The 21,757-nt window shown below is 74.8% G+C and carries 21 protein-coding genes; 10 read left to right on the top strand and 11 right to left on the bottom strand.

Annotated elements, in window-relative coordinates; all coding sequences use genetic code 11:
• The first annotated feature begins 203 nt into the window (after positions 1-203).
• The 8 genes from FJK98_RS16145 to FJK98_RS16110 all read left to right on the top strand — a co-directional run bounded on the left by FJK98_RS16145 (position 204) and on the right by FJK98_RS16110 (position 8,035).
• A complete protein-coding gene (locus tag FJK98_RS16145) occupies positions 204-1,790 on the top strand; it encodes a phage baseplate assembly protein V (protein WP_145919760.1) in 1,587 nt (528 codons plus the stop codon).
• Positions 1,790-2,128 (top strand): hypothetical protein, encoded by a 339-nt coding sequence (locus FJK98_RS16140; protein ID WP_145919759.1) that lies wholly within the window; start codon positions 1,790-1,792, stop codon positions 2,126-2,128. The genes FJK98_RS16145 and FJK98_RS16140 overlap by 1 nt, the downstream gene beginning before the upstream one ends.
• The gene (locus tag FJK98_RS16135; RefSeq protein WP_145919758.1) at positions 2,125-2,601 is read left to right on the top strand and encodes a GPW/gp25 family protein; all 477 of its coding nucleotides are present in this window, start codon (positions 2,125-2,127) and stop codon (positions 2,599-2,601) included. The genes FJK98_RS16140 and FJK98_RS16135 overlap by 4 nt, the downstream gene beginning before the upstream one ends.
• The gene (locus FJK98_RS16130) at positions 2,598-5,231 is read left to right on the top strand and encodes a putative baseplate assembly protein (RefSeq protein ID WP_145919757.1); all 2,634 of its coding nucleotides are present in this window, start codon (positions 2,598-2,600) and stop codon (positions 5,229-5,231) included. The genes FJK98_RS16135 and FJK98_RS16130 overlap by 4 nt, the downstream gene beginning before the upstream one ends.
• Entirely contained in the window at positions 5,212-5,838 is a 627-nt protein-coding gene (locus tag FJK98_RS16125; RefSeq protein WP_145919756.1) for a phage tail protein, read from the top strand. The genes FJK98_RS16130 and FJK98_RS16125 overlap by 20 nt, the downstream gene beginning before the upstream one ends.
• Complete coding sequence (locus FJK98_RS16120; protein WP_145919755.1) at positions 5,835-6,767, top strand: hypothetical protein; 933 nt, start codon at positions 5,835-5,837, stop codon at positions 6,765-6,767. Before FJK98_RS16125 ends, FJK98_RS16120 begins: the two co-directional genes overlap by 4 nt.
• The gene (locus tag FJK98_RS16115; RefSeq protein WP_145919754.1) at positions 6,764-7,219 is read left to right on the top strand and encodes a hypothetical protein; all 456 of its coding nucleotides are present in this window, start codon (positions 6,764-6,766) and stop codon (positions 7,217-7,219) included. The genes FJK98_RS16120 and FJK98_RS16115 overlap by 4 nt, the downstream gene beginning before the upstream one ends.
• A 66-nt stretch (positions 7,220-7,285) precedes the next feature.
• Positions 7,286-8,035 carry a hypothetical protein gene (locus tag FJK98_RS16110; protein ID WP_145919753.1) on the top strand — a complete coding sequence of 250 codons (750 nt, stop codon included), beginning with the start codon at positions 7,286-7,288 and terminating at the stop codon, positions 8,033-8,035.
• A gap of 78 nt (positions 8,036-8,113) precedes the next feature.
• Here FJK98_RS16110 and FJK98_RS16105 read toward each other — a convergent pair whose 3' ends face one another.
• The 3 genes from FJK98_RS16105 to FJK98_RS16095 all read right to left on the bottom strand — a co-directional run bounded on the left by FJK98_RS16105 (position 8,114) and on the right by FJK98_RS16095 (position 11,282).
• Positions 8,114-8,911: a sugar phosphate isomerase/epimerase gene (locus FJK98_RS16105; RefSeq protein ID WP_145922797.1), complete on the bottom strand. Its 798-nt coding sequence runs from the start codon at positions 8,909-8,911 to the stop codon at positions 8,114-8,116.
• Between the two features lie 71 nt (positions 8,912-8,982).
• Positions 8,983-10,134 (bottom strand): dihydrodipicolinate synthase family protein, encoded by a 1,152-nt coding sequence (locus FJK98_RS16100; protein WP_145919752.1) that lies wholly within the window; start codon positions 10,132-10,134, stop codon positions 8,983-8,985.
• Positions 10,131-11,282 (bottom strand): Gfo/Idh/MocA family protein, encoded by a 1,152-nt coding sequence (locus tag FJK98_RS16095; protein WP_145919751.1) that lies wholly within the window; start codon positions 11,280-11,282, stop codon positions 10,131-10,133. Before FJK98_RS16095 ends, FJK98_RS16100 begins: the two co-directional genes overlap by 4 nt.
• Before the next feature lie 155 nt (positions 11,283-11,437).
• On the opposite strand from FJK98_RS16095, the gene FJK98_RS16090 reads away from it, so the two are divergent.
• Complete coding sequence (locus tag FJK98_RS16090) at positions 11,438-12,454, top strand: LacI family DNA-binding transcriptional regulator (protein WP_145922796.1); 1,017 nt, start codon at positions 11,438-11,440, stop codon at positions 12,452-12,454.
• 77 nt (positions 12,455-12,531) lie between these two features.
• Here FJK98_RS16090 and FJK98_RS16085 read toward each other — a convergent pair whose 3' ends face one another.
• The 8 genes from FJK98_RS16085 to FJK98_RS16050 are packed head-to-tail and all read right to left on the bottom strand — an operon-like array spanning position 12,532 to position 20,113.
• Positions 12,532-13,140 carry a bifunctional 4-hydroxy-2-oxoglutarate aldolase/2-dehydro-3-deoxy-phosphogluconate aldolase gene (locus FJK98_RS16085; RefSeq protein WP_145919750.1) on the bottom strand — a complete coding sequence of 203 codons (609 nt, stop codon included), beginning with the start codon at positions 13,138-13,140 and terminating at the stop codon, positions 12,532-12,534.
• Complete coding sequence (locus FJK98_RS16080) at positions 13,137-14,159, bottom strand: sugar kinase (RefSeq protein WP_240762896.1); 1,023 nt, start codon at positions 14,157-14,159, stop codon at positions 13,137-13,139. Before FJK98_RS16080 ends, FJK98_RS16085 begins: the two co-directional genes overlap by 4 nt.
• Positions 14,156-15,115, bottom strand: a complete 960-nt coding sequence (locus tag FJK98_RS16075) for a PmoA family protein (RefSeq protein ID WP_145919749.1) — start codon at positions 15,113-15,115, stop codon at positions 14,156-14,158. The genes FJK98_RS16080 and FJK98_RS16075 overlap by 4 nt, the downstream gene beginning before the upstream one ends.
• Positions 15,112-15,744: a hypothetical protein gene (locus FJK98_RS16070; RefSeq protein WP_145919748.1), complete on the bottom strand. Its 633-nt coding sequence runs from the start codon at positions 15,742-15,744 to the stop codon at positions 15,112-15,114. Before FJK98_RS16070 ends, FJK98_RS16075 begins: the two co-directional genes overlap by 4 nt.
• Entirely contained in the window at positions 15,741-16,622 is an 882-nt protein-coding gene (locus tag FJK98_RS16065; RefSeq protein ID WP_145919747.1) for a carbohydrate ABC transporter permease, read from the bottom strand. The genes FJK98_RS16070 and FJK98_RS16065 overlap by 4 nt, the downstream gene beginning before the upstream one ends.
• The gene (locus tag FJK98_RS16060; RefSeq protein WP_145919746.1) at positions 16,622-17,599 is read right to left on the bottom strand and encodes a carbohydrate ABC transporter permease; all 978 of its coding nucleotides are present in this window, start codon (positions 17,597-17,599) and stop codon (positions 16,622-16,624) included. Before FJK98_RS16060 ends, FJK98_RS16065 begins: the two co-directional genes overlap by 1 nt.
• A gap of 35 nt (positions 17,600-17,634) precedes the next feature.
• Positions 17,635-18,978: an ABC transporter substrate-binding protein gene (locus FJK98_RS16055; RefSeq protein WP_145919745.1), complete on the bottom strand. Its 1,344-nt coding sequence runs from the start codon at positions 18,976-18,978 to the stop codon at positions 17,635-17,637.
• A gap of 16 nt (positions 18,979-18,994) precedes the next feature.
• Positions 18,995-20,113: a LacI family DNA-binding transcriptional regulator gene (locus FJK98_RS16050; RefSeq protein WP_145919744.1), complete on the bottom strand. Its 1,119-nt coding sequence runs from the start codon at positions 20,111-20,113 to the stop codon at positions 18,995-18,997.
• Positions 20,114-20,350: 237 nt separating this feature from the next.
• Between FJK98_RS16050 and FJK98_RS16045 the strand changes: the two genes are divergently transcribed.
• Positions 20,351-21,679: a Gfo/Idh/MocA family protein gene (locus tag FJK98_RS16045; RefSeq protein WP_145919743.1), complete on the top strand. Its 1,329-nt coding sequence runs from the start codon at positions 20,351-20,353 to the stop codon at positions 21,677-21,679.
• The last annotated feature ends 78 nt before the right edge of the window (positions 21,680-21,757 follow it).

Here is a 21,757-nt window from a genome sequence, read left to right as displayed (position 1 = left end):
CTTCGACCTGCTCGCCCACGACGCGCTCGGTTCGCCGCTGCGCTGGCGGCTGCTCGCCGAGCACAACGGGATCACCGACCCGTTCGGCGTGCCGGCCGGCACCACCCTCGCGGTGCCCCCGCCCGCCGCGCCGGAACCCGCCACGGCGTCGCCGGTGGGGGCGCGGGCGGGACCGGCCCGGAGCAGGCCGACGGGGGTCTGCGGTGAGCGCCCGCCCGTCGGTGTTCCTCGACGGCGTGCCGCTGGGCGGCGCGGCGGACCGCCGTATCCGGTCGGTGCGGGTGGCCGCCCGCCTCGACCAGCCCACCCAGTGCGAGGTGGTGTACGCCGCCGACCCGGGCCCGGGGGCACGGGGTCCCGGCCCCGGCCCGGCGGTGCCGACCGGCGCGACGCTCGCCGTCCGGCTCGGCGACGACCTGCTGTTCACCGGGGAGGTCACCTGCGTCGAGGTGGAGTACGCCGCCGACGGCACGGCCCTGTTCCGCTGGCGCGGCTACGACCTGCTGCACCGGCTGCGCAAGCGGCAGCAGTTGCGGGTATTCGAGGCGGTCACCGCCGCCGACCTGGCCCGGGAGCTGTGCGGCGCGGTGGGGCTCGACGTCGACGCCGAGGCCGACGGGCCCCGGCTGGACCGGCTGCTCCAGCACCGGCACAGCGACCTGGAGCTGCTGCGGGAGGTGGCCGGTCGGGCCGGCCTGCACCTGGCCGCCGAGGGTGACCGGGTGCGGCTGGTCACCCTGGACGGTCACGGGGAGCCGGTGCCGTTGACCCTCGGCCGGACGCTGCACTCGGTGCGGTTGGCCGCCAACCTGGATCGGGCCGCCGGGGGCAGCGCCGCGCTGGGCTGGCATCCGCAGCGGGCCGAGCCGCTCGGGCATCGGGTCGACGCCGCGCGCAGCGGCCGGCGGGTGCCGTTGCGTCCGGACCCGGCGGTGGTCGGCGCGGACGGCGTGCGGACCGTGCTCGACCAGCCCGGCCGCAGCGACGACGAGTTGGCCGCGCTCGCCCAGGCCGGCCTGGACGACCGGGTGGCCGCGCTGGTCACCGCCGAGGGTGTCGCCGACGGCGACCCGGCGTTGCGTCCCGGCCGTCGGGTCGCGCTGGGCGGGGTGGCGGAGGACCTGGCCGGGGTGTACGTCCTCACCGAGGTGGTGCACACCGTCGACGGCAGCGGCCACCTCACCCGGTTCGCCACCGCCCCGCCGTCCTCCCCGCCGCGCGTCGCGGCCGGCGGGGCGGTGGTCACCCTCGGGGTGGTCACCGCCGTCGACGACCCGGAGCGGCTCGGCCGGGTCCGGGTGCGGCTGCCCGGGTACGGCGACCTGGACGCCGGCTGGCTGGCCGTGCTCTGCCCGGGGGCCGGACGGGACAAGGGCATCGTGGCGCTGCCCGACCCGGACGACACGGTGCTGCTGGCCCTGCCGGGCGGTGACCCGGTCGCCGGGGTGGTGCTGGGCTCCCTGTTCGGCACCGTCACCCCGTACGACGCGGGGGTGGCCGACGGGCGCGCGGGCCGCTGGTCGGTGCGGACCGGCAGCGGTCAGACCATCGTGGTCGACGACGCGGCGCGGACGCTGCGGCTGGCCACCGACGTCGGCAGCTTCCTGGAGCTGACCCCCGAGCTGACCACCCTGCACGCCGCGACCGACCTGGTGCTCTCCGCGCCGGGCCGGGCGCTGGTGGTGCGGGCCCGCAGCGTCGACTTCCTGCACGCCGACGCGACCGAGGACGCGGCGACCGCCCGGCAACAGGCCGGCACGCTCGCCCGCGCCCACTCCGGAGGTGCCTGATGCGCTGGATCACCCTCGACTCGCTGATCGCCTGCGACCACGACGGCCGGGTCACCAACCGGGCGTCGCAGGGCTGGCTGGCCGTCGCCGGGACGCCGGTGCTGGTCGACGACGACCCCGTGGGGCGGGACATCGTGGCCTGCCCCAACTACGGGCCGACGGTCAAACCGTGCGCGAAGACCCTCGCGGTGCGGGTCGGCTACAGCGACTGGCTGCGGGTCGACGGGCACCGGATCGTCCTGTCGCACCTGGCCGGGTTCACCGACGGCACCCCGCCGAACCTGGTCCGGCACACCGTCCACGACGCCCGGCAGCGCCTGGTGGGGGCCGACCGGTGAGGGCGTTGCGGTTCGTCGGGGCCGGTTTCGACGCCGGCCGCGCCGGCGGCCTGGCGACGACCGCGACCGGCGGGCTCGCCGTGACCGACGGCGACGAGACGGTACGCCAGGCGTTGTACCTGCTGCTGTCCACCACGCCGGGTGAGCGGCTGATGCGCCCCGGGTACGGCTCCCGGCTGCACCGGCTGGTGTTCGCGCCGAACGACGACACCACCGCCGGGCTGGCCATCCACTACGTACGGCAGGCGATCCGCCGGTGGGAGCCCCGGATCGAGGTGATCGACGTCGACGCCGGCCCCGACCCGGACGACCCGTGGCGGCTGGTGATCCGGTTGGACTACCGGGTGCGGGCCAGCCTCTCCCCCGGTCAGCTGGTGTTCTCCGTCGACCTGCTGCCCGCCGACGCCGACCCGCCCGCGCAACGGGCCGCCGGTCGGCCGACCGGGGGCCGGGCCGAGGGGGACGGGTCATGACGCTGCCCGTGCCGCACCTCGACGACCGCACCTTCCTCGATCTGGTCACCGAGGCCCGGGACCGGATCCGGCAGTCCTGCCCCGGCTGGACCGACCTGTCCGCGCACGATCCGGGCATCGCCCTGGTGGAGGCGTTCGCGCACCTCACCGAGGTGATGATCTTCCGGCTGAACCAGTTGCCGGAGAAGGCGTACGTGCAGTTCCTGAACCTGCTCGGGGTCACCCGGCACGCCCCGACGGCGGCCTGGGCCGACGTGCGGTTCGTCCGGACCGGCGGTGACCGGGCGGCGGTGCGGATCCCGGCGGGCACCCGGGTCGCCGCAGCCCGGGGCGTCGACCCGAGGCCCGTCGTCTTCGTCACCACCGAGCCGGCGCTGCTGCCGGCGGACGCCGGCGAGGTGACCGTACGGATGCACCACTGTGAACCGGTCGAGGCGGAACTGCTGGGCGTCGGCACCGGTCAGCCGGGGCAGGCGCTGCGGGCCGCCCGCGCGCCGCTCGCGCGTACCGCCGAGGCGCGGGACCTGCTGCTCGGGGTGGAGGTGCCGGCCGGCTCGGTGGAGCTGGGCGCGGTGGCCCGGGAACACGAGGGGGCGACGTACGAGGTGTGGCGGCCGGTGGACAGCTTCGCCGGGGTCGGCCCGCAGGCCAAGGTGTACCTGGTGGACCGCTGCTCGGGGCTGGTCACCTTCGCCCCGGCGCTGGACCTGCGCGCACCCGCCGCCGACCCGGGCGCGGCGGAGCCGACCGGTGCGCAGGGCGGCGGGCCGGTGACCGTCGCGGCGGTGCCGCCGGCCGGGGCGCGGGTGCGGCTGTGGTACCGGGCCGGCGGTGGCCGGACCGGCAACGTCGCCGCCGGCACCCTGACCACCCTGCGGGACCCGCTGCCCGGGGTACGGGCGGAGAACCCGGAACCGGCAAGTGGTGGGCGGGAGCTGGAGAGCCTCGAATCGGCGCTGGTCCGGGGCCCGTACGAGTTCTTCGCCCAACAACGCGCGGTCACCGCCCGGGACTTCGAGATCCTCGCCGCCGGCTCCGGCGGGGTGTCCCGGGCGCGGGCGTTCACCCGGGCCGCCGTCTACAGCTTCGCCCGCCCCGGCGAGGTCGAGGTGGTGCTGGTGCCGTACGTGCCGCCGGAGGCCCGACCGGGTGGCCGGCTGCCGGTGGCGGTGCTGCGCGCACACGAGGTGGAGGAGTCCCGCCGCCAGGTGGAGGCGGACCTGGACCGACGGCGGGCGTTGGGCACGAGCTGCCGGGCCGGCTGGGCCCGGTACAAGGCGGTGTCGATCCGGGCCCGGGTGGTGGTCCGGCCGGAGGAGGACGTGGAGGCGGTCCGCCGGCGCATCCACGACCGGCTGCACCAGACGCTCAGCCCGCTGCCCACCGGGCTGAACCCGACCGGCTGGGCGTTCGGTGAGCCGCTGCGCGCGTCCAACGTGTACCGGATGCTGGAGCACGCCGAGCCGGGGGTGCGCTACGTCGAGTCGGTCCGGTTCGTGGTGGACGAGGCCCCCGACGCGCAGGTCCGCGCCGTCGCCGTCGACCAGTACCAGCCCGGCACCTGGTACGCCGGCCGGGGCCCGGTGCTGTTCCGCTCGTCCAACGCGGGGGTGGGTTGGGAGCCGGCGGGCCGGTTCGACGACGACGAGACGGTGGTCCGGGTCGCCCCCGCCCCCGCCCCGGTCCGTCCCGGCGTGGTGGCCCGCCCCGGCGCGGTGGCGGTGGTGACCACCCGGGCGGCGGGCGGCTCCCGGGTGCACCTGAGCACCGACCTCGGCGAGACCTGGTCGGCGTTGACCGGACTGGACTCGCGGATCACCGACCTGGCCTGGATCGACCGGGACGGCGCGGGCGCGCTGCTGCTGGCCACCGACACCGGCCTGTACGAGGTTTCGCTGCTGCCCGGGGCGGTGCCGTTGCAGATCCTGGTCGACCCGGCGGACGCCGACCGGGGCTTCTACGCCGTCCGGGCGTTCGTCTCGGAGCGGGGCGCGCCGGGGGTGGCGGTCGCGGCGCAGGCGAGTTTCGGGGTCTACCTGTCCACCGCCGGTGGCCGCCCCGGCAGCTTCACCCACGTCGGCCTGGCCAACGTGGACAACCGGGTGCTCGCCGTGCAGTACGACGGCCCGGCCACCCTGCTCTGGGCGGGCGCGGGCGAACCGGACCCGAAGAAACCGGGGCAGGGCTGCCACCGTACCCGGTTGTTCGAATCCGACGTGAAGTGGCAGCAGGTGCAGGCCGGCTGGGTCGGTGGCACCTGCCGGGACCTCGCCTTCGTCGGCGCCCTGGCGGTGGCCGCCACGCAGAGCGGCGGGGTGGTCCGCCTGGACACCCTGGCCGCGCAGCCGCAGTGGCAACCGGTGGTGGTCAACTGCGGCCTGCCGCTGCGCGACCGGACCCGGTTCGTGCCGGTGGACGCGATCGCCGGCAGCGCCTCCGGGACGGGCGGCGGCCGGTTGATCCTGGCCGGCGGCGAACGGGGGGTGTACCGCAGCGGCGACGCCGCCGACTGGACGCCCAGCGCCAACCAGGCCACCGCCGACGTGGTGACCGTCCCCGACACCTGGCTGCTCTGCTCCGGCGAGCACGACATCGAGGTGGTGGGGCACGATGCGCCGGGCCGCGATTGAACGGCTGCTGCCGGCGGCCTACCAGCGGGCCGCCGGGCCGGGCAGCGTCCTGGCCGCCCTGCTGGACGTGATGGAGACGTTGCACGCCCCGGACGAGGCGCTGCTCGCCGACGTGGACGTGCTGTTCGACCCGTACCGCACGCCGGCCGGGTTCGCCGGCTACCTGACCCGCTGGGTGGCGATGGACCACGTGCTCGGCCCGCCCCGGCCGGACGCCCCGCCGCCGCTGCCCGTGGGCCGGCTGCGGGACCTGGTCGCGCACGGCGCGCTGCTGGCCCGCTGGCGGGGCACCCCGTACGGGATGCGCACCGCGCTGGAGCTGGCCACCGGGGTCACCGGGTTCGTCCTGGACGAGCCGGCCGACCGGCCGTTCCACCTGGTCGTCCGGGTGCCGGAGGCGGCGGCCGGGCTGCTGACCGTGGTGGCCCGGATCGTCGCGGCGGAGAAACCGGCGGCGGTGACCGCCGAGGTCGTCCTCGCCGACGGTCCCGCCGACGCCGGGGTCGGCGGCGGGCCGGTGCCGTACGGGCCGGCGGTCGGCCGCGCCACCGTGCCCGCCCCGGGTCCCCTTCCCCCGCCCGGACCGTCGCCTGAGGAGCCGTCATGACCACCGAATGGGCCGTCGTCGCCGCCGCCGAGCAGTTCACCCTCGACCCGGCCAACCGGGGCGAGCTGACCTTCACCGTCTCCAATCCGGGTGTCGCGCCGGACACCGTGGTCTTCGACGTCGCGCCGGGCGAGGGCAGCCAACGGGGCTGGTTCACGGTGGCCGAGCCACAGCGGGTGGTGCCGGGGCAGAACTCCGTGTCGTTCCTGGTCCGCCTGGCGGTGCCGGCCGGCACCGCACCCCGCCGCTACGACATGACCGGCTTCGCCTACTCGGCGAACACCGCGCCGGAGGAGAGTTCCCGCGCCAGCGGTCGGGTGACGTACGAGGTCGCCGCGGTCGCTCCGCCCCGGCGGGCCCCGTGGCCGTGGATCGCGGCGGCGGCGGCGCTGGTGGTGCTGGTCGGGGCGGTGGTCGGCTACCTGCTCAGCCGCCCGGACGCCGACCCGCCACCGCCCGTCGCCCGGGTGGTCACGGTGGAGGCGGAGACCCTGCTCGCCGGGGCGAAGACGGAGTCACCGGCGGGTGCCGCGGCGAAGGTGGTGGAGCAGCCGGACTGCTGCGGGCTGACCTGGTCGGGTGGCCGGCAACTGTTCTTCCAGGGGTTGGCGGTGGGTGACCGGGTCAGTCTCACCGTCACCCTGCCGGTGGACGCCACCTGGTCGTTCGCCGCGTCCCGGACCACCTCGGCGGACTACGCCAACACCATCTGGCAGGTCGACGGCGTGCAGGTCGGCGGCACCTTCCTCGGCTTCTCGAAGCAGCCGGCGCTGCGCGACGTCGAGGAGGTCGGCACGGTCCGGCTCGGCCGGGGCGCGCACGCCCTCACCCTGATCGCGGTCGGCCGGACCCAGGGCACCGACAGGTACTTCGCCGGGGTGGACCGGGTCCGGTTCACCGAGCTGCCCGAGCCGACGGGCAGGCCGTGAGCGGCCGGCGGAAGCTGCTGCTGGTGGCGGTCGCCGTGCTGCTGGTCGCCGCGTTCGTCGGCGCGCTCGGGCTGGGTCGCGCCGGTCGCGGTGATCCGGCCGACCCCGGGGCGCTGGGCTGGCTGGGCCGGCTCGGTGGCGACGGCACCGCCGTGGATCCGGCGACGGTGAGGGCCGACTGCGACCGTACCGGCGACGTGCTCTCCTTCGTCGGCGGCTGCACGCTGCGGGTGGACGACCCCGGCGGGCTGCGCACCCTGGTGCTGCGCAGCCGGGCCGCCTTCGCGGTCACCGCTCCCGCGCCCGGCGACGCCGACCTGACCGTCCGCGACGACGTCACGCCCGGCGACGGGGGCGACGCCGTCGCGACGATCGCCGTCGACCGGGCCACCGAGGTCGGCCTGGGCTGCCCGGGAGGTGTTCCGTGCACCGTCACCATAGCCACCTCGTGACCGGGCACCGGTCGTGGCCCGGGGTGCTGCGGGCCGGGGTGGCACCGGGCCGGAAGGTGGCCCGGCATGGGTGAGCTGCGCAAACCGTTCCTGCTGTTGGCGCTGCTGGCGGTGGCGCTGGTGGTGGGGCTGGAGCTGGGCTCGTCGCTGCTGACCGGCGGCGGCGACGCGGGCGGGGCGCTGCTGGCCGGTGCCCGGGACCTGGGCGTGGACGTCGGCGAGGTGGGGCGGATCAGTGAGCCCTCCGGCCGGGGCACCGGCTACCTGGCGCTGGTCGACGTGGTGGCGCTCTGGACCACCGGCCTGTTCTGCCTGAGCCTGCTGCTCTCCGACCGGGTGCAGGGCCGGGTACAGGGGGTCGCCACCCTGGTCTTCGCCGTCCTGCTGATCCTGGCGTCGCTGGTGCTGCTGGTGACCGTCTTCGTCGAGCTGACGGTGATGGTGTCGCTCTTCCTGGCCGTGCCCTTCGGCACGCTGGCCTACCTGGCGCTGTGGGGTTTCTTCCCGGTCGGCGAGGCCAGCCTGCTGCTCGGCCTGGTGCTGCTGTTGAAGCTGGTCTGGGCCGGGCTGCTGCTGCTCGCCCAGCCCCGGTTCCTCCAGAACAAGGGACTCGTCCTGCTGGCGCTGACCACCCTGGTCTGCACGGTGGTGCTGGAGTTCCTGCACCGGCTGGTCCCGGTGATCCTGGTCAGCATCCTCGACGACGTCGGCGCGCTGGTCTTCGCCGTCGTGGCCCTCGTCTGGGGCCTGGTCCTGCTGGTGGGTTCCGTTCCCGCCATCGTCAAGGCCGTCCGCGCCACCGCCACCGCCCGGTGACCCGCCGGCCCGGGGGCCGGCGGGTCACCGCGACGACGGGGCCGCCGTAATCCTGTAGCCGTCCCGCTCACGGTCCGGTCAGGACACGTGGGCCAGGTAGGCGTCGATGGTGGCGGCGAGGATGTCCGGACCGGGGCGGGACCAGAGCGCCGCCTGGAACACCTCGACCTCGACCGGCCCGGTGTACCCGGCGGCGTCGACCGCCTCACGCAGCCGGCGCAGCTCCACACAGCCCTCGCCGGGCAGCGCCCGGCCCAGCAGCACCCCCTCCGGCAGCGGGGTCACCCAGTCCGCCGCCTGGAACGCGGCGATCCGGTCGCCGGCGCGGGCGATCTGCGCGTACACCGTGTCGTCCCACCAGACGTGGTAGGTGTCCACCACCACGCCGACCACGGCGGGGTCGAACCGTTCGGCGATGTCGAGGGCCTGGCCGAGGGTGGCGATGACGCACCGGTCGGCGCTGAACATCGGGTGCAGGGGTTCGATGGCGAGCCGCACCCCGGCCGCCGTGGCCTCGTCGGCGAGCGCGGCGACGGCGTCGGCGACCTGCCGGCGGGCCCCGTCGACATCGCGGCTGCCCGGTGGGAGTCCACCGGAGACCAGCACCAGTTCGCGGGTGCCGAGGGTGGCCGCCTCCTCGATGGCCCGCCGGTTCTCGTCCCACCAGTCGGGGGTGGTGAAGAACCCGCCCCGGCACAGCGAGGTGACGGTCAGCCCGGCGGCGCGGACCAGCCGGGCGGCCCGGTCAGGCCCGTACTCCTGCACGGGTTCCCGCCACAGGCCGATGCCGGGCACCCCGGCCGCCGCGCAGCCGGCGACGGCCGCCTCCAGCGGCCAGTGCTGGGCGGTGGCCTGGTTGAACGAGAACCGTTCCAGCCCCGGCGCCGCCACCACCCGGGCCGCGTCGTCGGGCCGTGCCGGGCGGGCACCGGACGGCGTGGGGGCGGTCACTGGGGCACCCCGGCCACGGTGAGGTAGGCCCGGGCCCGCGCGGCGGCCAGGTCGGCGTCGGGCAGCAGCCCGGCGGCGTCGGCGAGGACGAGCAACCGGGCCAGGTGCGCCGGGGACCGGCCGGACTGCTGCCCGGCCAGCATGGTGAAGTGCTCCTGGTGCCCGGCCAACCAGGCGAGGAACACGATGCCGGTCTTGTAGAACCAGGTCGGCGCGGCGAACAGGTGCCGGGCCAGCGGCAGGGTCGGGGCGAACACCGCGTCGTAGCGGTCCAGGTCACCGGCGTCGAGGGCGGCGAGCGCGGCGGCGGCGGCCGGCGCGATGGCCGCGAAGACACCGAGCAGGGCGTCGGAGTGGCCCTGCGCGTCGCCCCGGATCAGCTCCGGGTAGTGGAAGTCGTCGCCGGTGTAGAGGCGTACCCCGGCGGGCAGGCGGCGACGCAACGCGATCTCCCGGTCGGCGTCGAGCAGGGACACCTTGATCCCGTCGATCCTCCGCTGGTGCTGTTTGATCAGGTGCAGCACCGTCTCGGTGGCCTCGTCGAGGTCGGCCGAGCCCCAGTAGCCGGCCAGCGCCGGGTCGAACATGTCACCGAGCCAGTGCAGCACCACCGGTTCGTCGGCGGCGGTGAGCAGTTCGTCGTACACCCGCAGGTAGTCGTCGGGGCCGGTGGCGGCGGCGGCCAGGTGGCGGCTGCACATCAGCACCGGGCGGGCGCCGGCGGCGGTGACGTCGGCGAGCTGCTCGGCGTACGCCCGGGTCACCCGGTCCATGGTGGCCGGTCCGGGTGGGAGCTGGTCGGTGGCGACCCCGGCGACGATCCGGCCGCCGACCGCCCGGGCCTCGGCGGCGCTGCGCCGGATCAGCTCCCGGGTGGCCGGGTAATCCAGGCCCGCGCCGCGCTGGGCGGTGTCCATCGCCTCCGCCACCCCCAGCCCGTACGACCAGAGGTGCCGCCGGAAGGCGAGGGTGGTGTCCCAGTCGACGGCGGCCGGGGCGCCCGGGACGTTCTCCGCGCGCGGGTCGGCGACGACGTGCGCCGCCGCGTACGCCGTCCGGGTGGTCGACGGGCCGGCGGGGCGCTCGTGGCCCGCGCCCCCGCGCAGCCGGTGGGTGCCGCCGTCGGGCAGCCGGACGACGGCGGTCACCGGGACAGCTCCGGCACCTCGACCCGGCGGCCCTCCCGGGCCGAGCGCAGCCCCAGCTCGGCGAGTTGCACGCCGCGTGCGCCGGCCAGGAAGTCCCAGGTGAACGGGGAGCCGGTGACGACGTGCCGCAGGAACGCCTCCCACTGCACCTTGAAGCCGTTGTCGAACTCCTCGTTGTCGGGCACCTCGGTCCACTGGGCCCGGAAGTCCTCGGTGGCGGGCAGGTCGGGGTTCCACACCGGTTTGGGGGTGACCGCCCGGTGCTGGACCCGGCAGCGGCGCAGCCCGGCGACGGCGCTGCCCTCGGTGCCGTCGACGTGGAACTCGACCAGTTCGTCGCGGTGCACCCGGGTGGTCCAGGACGAGTTGAGCGCGGCGATGATCCCGCCGTCGAGTTCGAAGATGCCGTACGCGGCGTCGTCGGCGGTGGCCGGGTAGGGCCGGCCGGCCTCGTCGACGCGCTGCGGGACGTGGGTGGCGGCGACGCAGGTGACCGCCCGGACGGGGGCGAACAGTTCCTCCAGCACGTACTGCCAGTGCGGGAACATGTCCATCACGATGCCGCCGCCGTCCTCGGCGCGGTAGTTCCAGGAGGGGCGTTGGGCGGGCTGCCAGTCGCCTTCGAAGACCCAGTAGCCGAACTCGCCGCGCACGGAGAGGATGCGGCCGAAGAACCCGCCGTCGATGAGCCGCTTGAGCTTGCGCAGCCCGGGGAGGAAGAGTTTGTCCTGGACGACGCCGGTGCGGATGCCGGCGGCATCGGCGGCCCGGACCAGTTCCCACGCGGCGGCGCTGGACTCGGCGAGCGGCTTCTCGGTGTAGATGTGCTTGCCGGCGTCGATGGCCTGGCGGATGGCCTTCTCCCGCTGCTGGGTCACCTGGGCGTCGAAGTAGATCTCCGCGTCGTCGCGGGCGAGGGCGGCGGCGAGGTCGGTGGTCCAGTCGGTGAGGCCGTGCCGTTCCGCGACCGCCCGCAGCCGGGTCTCGTCCCGGCCGACCAGGATCGGCTCGGGCCAGATCCGGGTGCCGTCGCCCAACGCCAGGCCACCCTGCTCGCGCAGGGCGAGCAGGGAGCGGACCAGGTGCTGGCGGTAGCCCATCCGACCGGTGACGCCGTTGACGATGATGCCGATCGACCTTCGGGTCATGGTCGTCCTTCCCCTTTGCACATCGCATAGGTAAGCGCTTTCCTAGCAGCCTAGGTGGCCGCCCCACCACGGGCAAGAGGCCACCACCGACCGTTGCGGTAACCTGTCCGCTACCGCGCGGCCCCGACCGGGCCCGGACACTTTCGGGGGTGCCCATGGCGACGCTGGCCGATGTCGCCCGCCGCGCCGGGGTCTCCCCCGCCACCGCCTCCCGGGTGATCAACGGCAGCAGCAAACCGGTCGCCGACGAGCTGCGCGAACGGGTGCTGCGGGCCGTCGCCGACCTGCGGTACGTGCCCAACGCGCACGCCCAGCTGCTGGCCCGGCCGCAGCGCAGCGTCGTCGGCGTGGTGGTGCACGACGTCTCCGACCCGTACTTCGCCGAGCTGACCCGGGGGCTGCAACGGGTCGCCACCGACCACGGCCGGCTGGTCATCATCTGCAACAGCTACCGCGACCCGGAACGCGAGCTGGAGTACGTGGAGATGCTGCGCGCCCAGCAGGTCGCCGCGATCGTGCTGGCCGGCTCCGGCTACCACGACGCCACCTTCACCGCCCGGCTCGCCGAGAAGCTGGCCGCCTACGAGGCGACCGGCGGCCGGGTGGCGGTGGTCGGCCGGCACGAGCACCCCGGCGACGCGGTGATGCCGGCCAACACCGACGGGGGCCGGCTGCTCGGCGCGGAGCTGCTGCGCCGGGGGCACACCCGGATCGGGGTGGTCGCCGGCCCGCAGGTGCTGACCACCATCACCGACCGGCTCGACGGGCTGCGCGCCGCGCTCGCCGAGGGCGGCCACCCGCTGCCCGCCGAACGCGTCCGGTACGCCGACTTCGACCGCGACGGGGGTGCCCGCGCCGCCGGTGAGCTGCTCGACGCCGTCCCCGGCCTGACCGCGCTGGTGGCGTTGAACGACTCGATGGCCGTCGGCGCGCTGACCCTGCTGCGCGCCCGGGGCGTGCCGGTCCCCGGGCAGGTGTCGGTGGTCGGCTTCGACGACATGCCGGTCGCCGCCGACGTCACCCCGGCGCTGACCACCGTCCGGCTGCCCCTGGTGGAGCTGGGCGCGCGGGCGATGACCCTGGCACTGGGCCCGGCCGCCGACCGGTCCCGGGTCGAGGTGCTGCCGGCCACCCTGGTCGTCCGGGACAGCCTCGGCCCCGCCCCGGCCTGACCGGCGGCCCCCGGCACGACGTCGCGCCGGGGCCGGACCCCCGGCCCGTCGCGGGTCGACGGTCGGCACGCGGCGGCTCAGGCCGGCGTGGCGGCCAGCTCGGCGAGCCGGTCGATCTGCCGGGGGTCGGACAGCGCCGACCCCACCGCCACCACCCGCACCCCGGCGGCGAGGAAGTCGGCGGCGTTACCCGCGTCGATCCCCCCGGTCGCCACGAACCGCAGCTCCGGCAGCGGGCCGGCCATCGCCTTGAACCACTGGGGGCCCAGGCTGACCGCCGGGAACGCCTTGAGCCAGACCAGCCCGTGGTCGAGCGCCAGCTGCGCCTCGGTGGGGGTGGCCACCCCGGGCAGGTGCGGGATGCCGTAGCTGACCGCCGCGTCGGCCACCGCCAGGTCCAGCCCGGGGGCCACGGTGAACGCCGCGCCGGCGCTGGCGGCCTGCCGTACCTGGGCGGGGGTGCGCACCGTGCCGGCCCCGACCCGGCGGCCCCGGTCCTTGCCGGCCTCCACCGCCGCCCGCAGGGACAGCGTGGCGTCCGGCGTACGGATCGGCACCTCGACCACGTCGATGCCGAGGTTCCAGGCCCGCTCGGCGAGCCGGACGGTCTCCGTCGGCGGCAGGTCCCGCAGGATCACCATCACCCGTGCGGTGCCGAACAGGGGCGCGAAGTCGTGCGCGGTCATCGACCGTTCCTTCCGGTGGCGGGGGTGGGGAGCAGGCCGGCGTCGACCAGGTCCAGGCTCGCCCAGTCCTGCGCCGGCAACGCGAGGAGCCGATCGGCCAGCGCCCGCCGTGGCGGCGGGGCGGTGTCCCCGGCGACGGTCAGGGCGGGGGCCGCGCAGAGGTGCCCGAGCCGCAGGCAGCGGTCCAGGTCGAGGCCGCGCAGCAGCCCCGACAGCAGGCCGGCGGCGAAGGCGTCGCCGGCCCCGACCGGCTCGTGCACCGGCACCCGCAGCGCCGGCACGAAGACGGCCGCCGCGCTGCGGGGCAGCGCGGTGACCCCGACGGCGGCGTCCTTGACCACCACCAGTTCCGGGCCGGGCAGCAGGTCACGGACGGCGGTCGGCTCGGTGACCCCCCACAGGGTGTGCGCCTCGTCGAGGCCGACGAGGACCACGTCGGCGGCGTCGGCCAGCGCGCGCAGCACCGGTGCGGCGGTCGCCGCCGACCAGAGCCGGGCCCGGTGGTTGACGTCGAAGCTGACCCGGGCGGCGGGCAGCGGCCGGTCGGTGACCGCCCGGCGGACCAGGGCCGCGCAGGACGGCGAGAGGGCGGCGGTCACCCCGGACAGGTGCAGCAGCCGGACCCCGGCCAGCGCCGGATCGTCCAGCACCCCCGGGTGCAGGCGGGAGGCCGCCGACCCGGACCGGTAGTAGTGCACGGCGGTGCCGTCGGGCGTCGGGTCCTTGAGGTAGACGCCGGTCGGGGCGGTCGGGTCGACGGTGACCAGGCTGGTGTCCACCCCGGTGGCGGCGACGTGCCGCCGGACCCGCCGGCCGAACGGGTCGTCACCGACCCGGCTGACCCAGGCCGTCCGGTGGCCGAGCGCGGCGAGCGCGCACGCCACGTTGGACTCCGCGCCGCCGACCGAGACGCCCAGCCGGTCGGCCCGGTCCAGCGGCCCCGTCGGGTCGGGGCCGAGCACCACCATCGACTCGCCGACGGTGGCCACCTCCGGGCCGGGCGGCGTCGCGCCGGTCACCCCGGCTCCGTGGCGGCGAGCAGGGCGGTGACGCCGGCCCGGTCGCGTACCCCGTCGGCGACCAGCACCCGGTGCCGGCCGGTCCGCCGGCCCCCGGCGGGCACCACCGCCGGCCGGTCGAAGGCGAAGGCCACGCAGACGCCCGGGTACATCGCCGTCCGCACGAACCACCGGTCGCCGAGCCCCAGCCCGGTGAAGACCAGGGTGTACGCCCCACCGCCCGGCGCGACCCCGGTGAGCGCGACCCAGCGGGCGGCGCTGCCGTTGGCGGCCTGCTCGCCGTCGGCGTCGGCGGTGAACGTGACCGGCTCGCCGTCGGCGACGGCCCGCCAGAAGAAGCCGCCGTAGCCGGCCCCGCCGGGCCGCCCGTTGGTGGCGGGGCTGCCCAGGTGGACGTCGCGCCCGGCCGGGGCGGTGAGGGTGTAGTCGACGTCGAGCGCCCAGGCGTCCGGGGCCACCGGGGTCGCGGCGAGCCGGCGGTGCTCGGTGAGCAGCACCCCGCCGTCGCGGTCGCGCCACTGCAACGCGTGTGCCAGCCGGTCCGGCGCGCGCTCCCGCCAGTGCGTGTGCGCGATGACGCCGTGGTCGTCGCGCCAGGTGTAGCCGGTGTCCCGGACGTACGTCCGGCCGCCCCACAGGTTGGTGCCGTCGACGTCCTGCACGGCCAGCGACGCCCCGAGGTGCCAGACGTGGTCGGCGGGCAGGGCGTCGGTGACCGGGGTGCCGGCCAGCGTCCGTACCGGGTGCAGGTAGGGGCGGGGGCCGTGCCGGGGGTCCAGGTCGGGGCGCAGCACGTAGCGGGCCACCTCGACGTCGCCGACGTGCAGCCGGGAATCGTCGTCGCCCGGTTCCGGGGCGGGGGGTCGGGGCCGGACGGCCGCCCCGGACGGTTGCGGGGCGGCGCGGGTCGGGGCCGGGCCGGGGCCGGCCGGGACGGGGTGGGGGTGACCGGTCACGGTGCCTCCATCCGGGCGGTGGGCCGGCGGGCGGCGACCGCGTGCAGGGCGGCCAACGCGTAGCCGGCCAGGATCGGCACCGCCACCGGGGTGACCAGTATCCCCAACAACCCGGCCACCGCGCAGACCCCACCGGCCGCCGCCCAGGTCCCCGGCCGGGCCAGGCCGGTACGGCCGGCGACCCGGGCCGCCGCCCGCCAGCCCCGCCCGCCGGTACGGCCGATCGCCACCACCGTCAGCCCGGCGTACCCGGCCAGGGCGGCGGTGACCACGGCGGTGCCGGCCAGCGCGACGCCACCCCCGGGCACCCGGCCGGTGGCCAGCGCGACCAGGTCGACGCCGAGCGCGACGGCGACGGCCAGCCCGACGGCGCTGGCGGCCAGCCCGGCCGGCAGGGCCCGACCGAACCGGGACAGCGTGGTACGCAGGTCCGGCCAGCCGCCGAGGGTCAGCCGGTCGTGCACGGCGGCGCTGGCGGTGGCCACGGCCGGCGCGAGGGTGAGCACCGGCAGCGCGGCCAGCGTCACGGCGAATCCGAGCAGCGCCAGGTCGGTGGCGTCGCGCAGGGTGTCCCGCCAGTCCCGGCGGGCCGGTACGGCGTCGTCGGACGCCAACGGGGCGGCGGTCATCCCTTCAGCCCGCTGGTGTTGATGCCCTCGACCAGCATCCGCTGGAAGGCCAGGAAGAACAGGAAGACCGGCAGCAGCGACAGCACCGACATGGCGAACATCGGGCCGACCGCGCTCTGGCTGGTGGAGTCGATGAACAGGGTCAGCGCCACCGGCACCGTGTAGTCGTCCAGGCTGGACAGGAAGACCAGTTGCCGGAAGAAGTCGTTCCAGGTCCAGATGAACGAGAAGATCGCGGTGGTGACCAGCGCCGGGCGGCTCAGCGGCAGGATGACGTGCCGGAAGATGCCGTACGGGCTGGCGCCGTCGATCTTGGCGGCCTCGTCGAGTTCGCGCGGGATGCCCCGCATGAACTGCACCATCAGGAACACGAAGAACGCCTCGGTGGCCAGGAACTGCGGGATGAGCAGCGGCAGGTAGGGCCAGTCCCCGCCGACCAGGCCGAGGCTGCGGAACAGGATGTACTGCGGCACGATCAGCACGTGGCCGGGGAGCAGCAGGGTGCCGATCATGACGGCGAACCAGATCCCCCGCAGCCGGAACCGCAACCGGGCGAAGGCGTACGCGGCGAGCAGGCAGGAGACCGCGTTGCCGACCACGGTCAACAGGCTGACCATGGCGCTGTTGAGGAAGAACGTGCCGAAGCTGAGGTCGAAGTTGCCCCAGCCGGCGGTGAAGTTGCCCGGGGTGAACCGTTCGGGCAGCAGGCCGACGTTGTTGACGATCTCTTCCTGCGACTTGACCGAGGTGCCCACCATCCACAGCAGCGGGTAGAGCACCACCGCCACGATCACGATCAGCACCAGCAGCCGGACGGCCTGCCGGCCGCCCTGCCGGCGACGGCCGGGCCGCCGCGCCGTCGAGGTCACCGCCACCATTACTTCTCCCCGTCGGAGTAGTGCACCCAGAACCGCCCGGTGCTGAAGAAGACCACGGTGATCAGGCCGATCGCGATCAGGAACACCCAGGCCATCGCGGAGGCGTAGCCCATCTCCAGGTCGGTGAAGCCTGCGATGTAGAGCTTCAGGGTGTACATCAGGGTGGAGTCGACCGGGCCGCCGGTGCCGTTGCTGAGCACGAAGGCGGCGGTGAAGCCCTGGAAGCCGTTGATGGTCTCCAGCACCAGGTTGAAGAAGATGACCGGGGAGAGCATCGGCAGGGTGACGTGCCAGAACTGGGAGAACCGGCCGGCGCCGTCGACGGAGGCCGCCTCGTACAACTCGGTGGGGACCTGCTTCAACCCGGCCAGGAAGATCACCATGGGTGCGCCGAACTGCCAGATGGCCAGCACCATCAGGGTCTGCAGCGCCCAGTCCGGGTCGCTGACCCAGGGCAGCCCCTCGATGCCGAACAGCGCGAGGAACGAGTTGAACGCGCCGTCCCGGTTGAACATGTTGACCCAGACGATGGCCAGCGCGACGCTGCCGCCGAGCAGGGACGGCAGGTAGAACAGCGCCCGGAACAGGCCCACCCCCCGCCACGCCCGGTTGAGCAGCAGCGCCACCCCGAGGGCTGCGGCCAGCTTCAGCGGTACGGCCACCAGGGCGAAGGTCACCGTCACCCGCACCGCGTGCCAGTACGACGGGTCGGCGGTGAACATCCGCTCGTAGTTGGCCAGCCCGACCCACTCCACCTCGGACAGCGGGGTGAGGATGTCGTAGTTGGTGAAGCTCAGCCAGAGCGAGAGCAGCATGGGGATCGCCGTGACGCCCATCAGTCCGATGAGCCAGGGCGAGAGGAATACGTAGCCCGCCAGACCTTCGGCGTGCCGGTCCCGCCCGCCCCGACGCCGGGTGGCGCGGGGGCGGGCGGGACCGGTGCGTCCGGTCCGGCCGGGCGCCGTGGTGAGGGCCACGGGGCCGGCTCCTTTCGTCGTCCGTGGTGCGCCGGTCAGGCGATCGCGGACTTGCAGGCGGCGAGGAACTGCTCGGCGGCCTGTTCCGGGGTGGCCCGCTGGTACTGGACGTTCTCGGCGGCCTTGACCAGCTCGGACTTGACCTTGCTGTGTCCCTTGATGGGCACCTGTGGCGACTGGCCGAACTTCTGCGCCAGCTCGGACTCGACCTGGATGGACTGTTTCATGGCCGGGTCGGTCACCGTCTCGCTGACCGTGGCCCGCAGGTCCATGTTGGACGGCAGGCCCCGGTCGGTGCCGAGCAGCGCCACCGCCTCCGGGTCGTTGGCCAGGAAGTTGATCACGTCGACGGCGGTGTCCCGGTGCTTGCTGCCCTTGAACACCGACCAGTACATCGAGGCGCGGGCCCACTGGGCGCTCGGGTCGCCGGGGTAGGCCACCACCCCCAGCTCGTCCTTGGTGTTCTTCTTCAGGTCCGGCATCTGGTTGACCCAGACCCAGGAGGTGGCGGCCTTGCCGGTGACCACGAGCTGCTTGGTCACGTCGCTGGCGTTGCCCTCGTGGATCACGTCGGGGGTGGGGGTGGCCCCCCGGTCCCGGGCGCCCTTCCACAGGGTGAACCACTTCGTCACGTCCTCGGCGGTGAAGCCGAGGTCCTTGCCGTTGTAGAGGTCCTTGCCCTGCTGGCGCAGCCAGACCCAGAACGCCTTGTAGTCGGCGCTCGGGTCCTGGGTGCCGGGGATCTTGGTCTTCTTGGCCACCTGCTCGGCCCAGGCGATGTGCTCCTCCCAGCTCTGGCCGGTGGTCGGCTCGGGCAGGCCGTTGCTGGTCAGCAGGGTCTTGTTGTAGACCAGCCCCTGGGTGTTCTCGCCGGAGGCCACCCCGGCCAGCTTGCCGTCGACGACGCCGTACTCCAGCAGGCTCTTGGGGAACTTCGACACGTCGAGCTTGCCGGAGTCCTGGTAGCTCTTGAGGTCGAGCACGGTGCTGCGGCCGGCGTACTCGGCCAGGTAGTTGTCGTCGATCTGGAACAGGTCCGGCGGGTTGCCGCCGGCGGTGAGGGTGGCCAGCTTGTCGAAGTAGCCCTGGTTGGCCTGCCAGGTCTTCTCGAACGTCACGTTCGGGTGCTTCTTGGTGTAGAGGGCGAGGGCGTCCTCGGTGAGCTTGGCGCGCGCCTCACCGCCCCACCAGAAGACGGAGAGTTTGACCTGCCCGTCGTCACCGGCGGAGTCGTCGCCGCCGCAGGCCGCCGCGCCGAACATCAGCGGCACGGCGACGGCGGTGGCGACCACGCCGCGCAGGAATCGACGACGGGGCACGGGGGTACGGTGGTGCGGTTCGGCCGGCGTGCCGGCGGTGGGGGACGTTGCGGGGTGCATGCGCTCACTCCTCGGGTTAGGAGGCGACGACGCCACCGGTGGTCACGGTCGGGCCGCCCGGGTCCGCAAGGCGATGCGGACCCGGGCCATCCGGATCGGAACCGGGACGGGATCGACCGGGTACGGGTCCGGTCGAGTCGCGAATGACCAGTTCGGTCTGGAGCATTACCTGTGCGGTGGTACGACGGTCACCGACGGCCGCTGCCCGTCCCGCGCCGCGCGGGCGCGGGTCGGAGTCGTGTTGCAGCAGCATGTCGACGGCCGTCCGGCCGGCGGCCGCGGTTGGCGTGGCCACCGTCGTCAACTTGGGGCGGGTGAGTCGGCTCAGCGCGATGTCGTCGACGCCGACCACGCTGACGTCCTGCGGCACCCGGATACCGAGGTGGTCGAGCCCCTCGATCAGCCCGATCGCCATCAGGTCGTTGTAGGCGAGCACGGCGGTGACGCCGCTGTCGCGTACCTGGGCGGCCAGTTCGCCGCCGCCGGTCTCGGTGGGCGGGTTGGGCCCGAGCACGGTCAGCTCGGCCCCGCCGGAGCGGGCGGCGGCGCCGGCCGCCCGACGCATCTGCTGGTTGGTCCAGGAGCCGCGCGGCCCGCCGAGCAGGGCGAGCCGCCGGTGGCCGAGGCCGAGCAGGTGCTCGATCGCGGCGCGCGCCCCCTGACCGACGTCCATCATCACGCAGGGCAGGCCGGTGACCTGCCGGTTTATCACCACCACCGGCACCTCCCGGCTGACCTGCTCGATCAGGCCGTTGCTCATCCGGGGGCTGCACAGCAGCACCCCGTCGACCTGCTTGGCCAGCGCGTGGACCAGTTCCTCCTCGGCGGCCGGGTCCTCGTTGGTGTCGGCCACGAAGACGTGGTAGTCGCGGTGCCGGGCCTGCCCCTCGGCCGCCTTGATCAGTGGCGGGAAGAACGGGTTGGCGATGTCGGCGATGATCAGGCCGATGTTGTGGGTACGGCCGGTGATCAGGGCGCGGGCGGCCCGGTTGGGTCGGTAGCCGAGGTCCTCGGCGCAGGCCAGCACCCGGCCCCGGGTCTCCGGGTTGACCAGGTGCGGCGCCGAGAAGGTGCGGGACACCGTGGAGATGTGCACGCCCGAGGCCCGCGCGACGTCGCGGATGGTGGCTGGCACGGGCGGCCCTCTCGTCGATGGTGTGGTCGGGGTCACGTGGGTGCCGCCAATTAATGCAAACGGTTGCTCCACTGTCAACGGGCGATTGTTACAGGTCGATTGCGGGGGCGCTCCTGCCATGCCCCCTTAAGCGCATGAACCGGGATCTATGCCACGGGATTGGCATCGATCGTTGACGTGCTCTTCACCGACGTGGTTTCTTCACTGCAAACCTTTGCAGCCACGGGAGGTCCACGGATGTCACCACCAGCCACGCCGCGTCGACGGCACGCCCTCGTCGGCACCGGGGCGCGGGCGGAGATGTTCGTCCGGGCCCTGGTCACCGCGCACGCCGACACCGCCGAGCTGGTCGCCTTCGCCGACGTCAACCAGACCCGGATGGACGCCCACAACCGGTGGCTGACCGAGCTGGGCCATCCGGCCGTGCCGACGTACCCGGCCGCCGACTTCACCGCCATGCTCGCCAAGGAACGGGTCGACGTGGTGCTGGTGACCAGCGTCGACGTCACCCACGACGAGTACATAGTGGCGGCCCTGCGGGCCGGCTGCGACGTGGTCACCGAGAAACCGATGACCGTCGACGCGGCCCGCTGCCGGCGCATCCTCGACGCGGTCGCCGAGACCGGCCGGCAGGTCACCGTCGCCTTCAACTACCGCTACAACCCGTTGCACGAGCAGGTCAGGAGGCTGCTCGCCGACGGCGCGGTCGGCGAGATCGGCTCGGTGCACTTCGAGTGGCTGCTCGACGTGCGGCACGGCGCGGACTACTTCCGCCGCTGGCACCGGGACAAGGCCAGCTCCGGCGGGCTGATGGTGCACAAGGCCAGCCACCACTTCGACCTGGTCAACTGGTGGCTCGACGCCACCCCGGTCGAGGTGTACGCCGCCGGCCGGCTGTTCTTCTACGGCGACACGGGCCGCCGGCACGGCTACGCCCGCGACTACGACCGGGCGCACGACTCCCCCGCCGCCGCCGACGACCCGTTCGCCCTGCGGCTGGCCGACCATCCCCGGCTGCGTGAGCTGTACCTCGACGCCGAGGGCGAGGACGGCTACCGGCGCGACCGCAACGTCTTCGCCCCCGGGGTGAGCATCGAGGACGACATGGCGGTGCTGGCCCGCTACTCCACCGGCGCGACGATGACCTACCACCTCACCGCCTACGCCCCCTGGGAGGGCTACCGGGTGATGGTCAACGGCAGCCGGGGCCGGCTGGAACTGGAGGTGACCGAGAGCGACTTCGTCAGCCCGGCCGCCGCCGGGGCGCTCAAAGGGGCCGCCCTGCACGGCGACGAGGCCGCCGCCGAACACGGCGCGGCCACCCTCACCCTGCGTCCGTTCTGGGCCCCGCCCACCCGGATACCGGTCGAGGGCTACACCCGGCAGGGCCACGGCGGCGCGGACGTCCGGATGACCCGGGTGATCTTCGGCGGCGAACCGGACCCGCTGGACCGGGCCGCCACCGCCCGTGACGGGGCGCTGGCCCTGCTCACCGGGCTGGCCGCCAACCGGTCCTTCGACACCGGCGAACCGGTCCGCGTCGCCGACCTGCTCACCCTGCCCTGACCGGCGGCCGGCCACCCGCCGTCCCCGCGCCCGCCCCGAACCGCCGACCCTCCGCCCGTACCCGAGGAGTCCCCCGAC

This window comes from Micromonospora sp. HM134 (genome assembly GCF_007833915.1).
GTDB lineage: Bacteria > Actinomycetota > Actinomycetes > Mycobacteriales > Micromonosporaceae > Micromonospora > Micromonospora wenchangensis.
The sequence above is the reverse complement of the archived record's forward strand: the minus strand, read 5'-3'. Positions and strand labels throughout refer to the sequence as shown.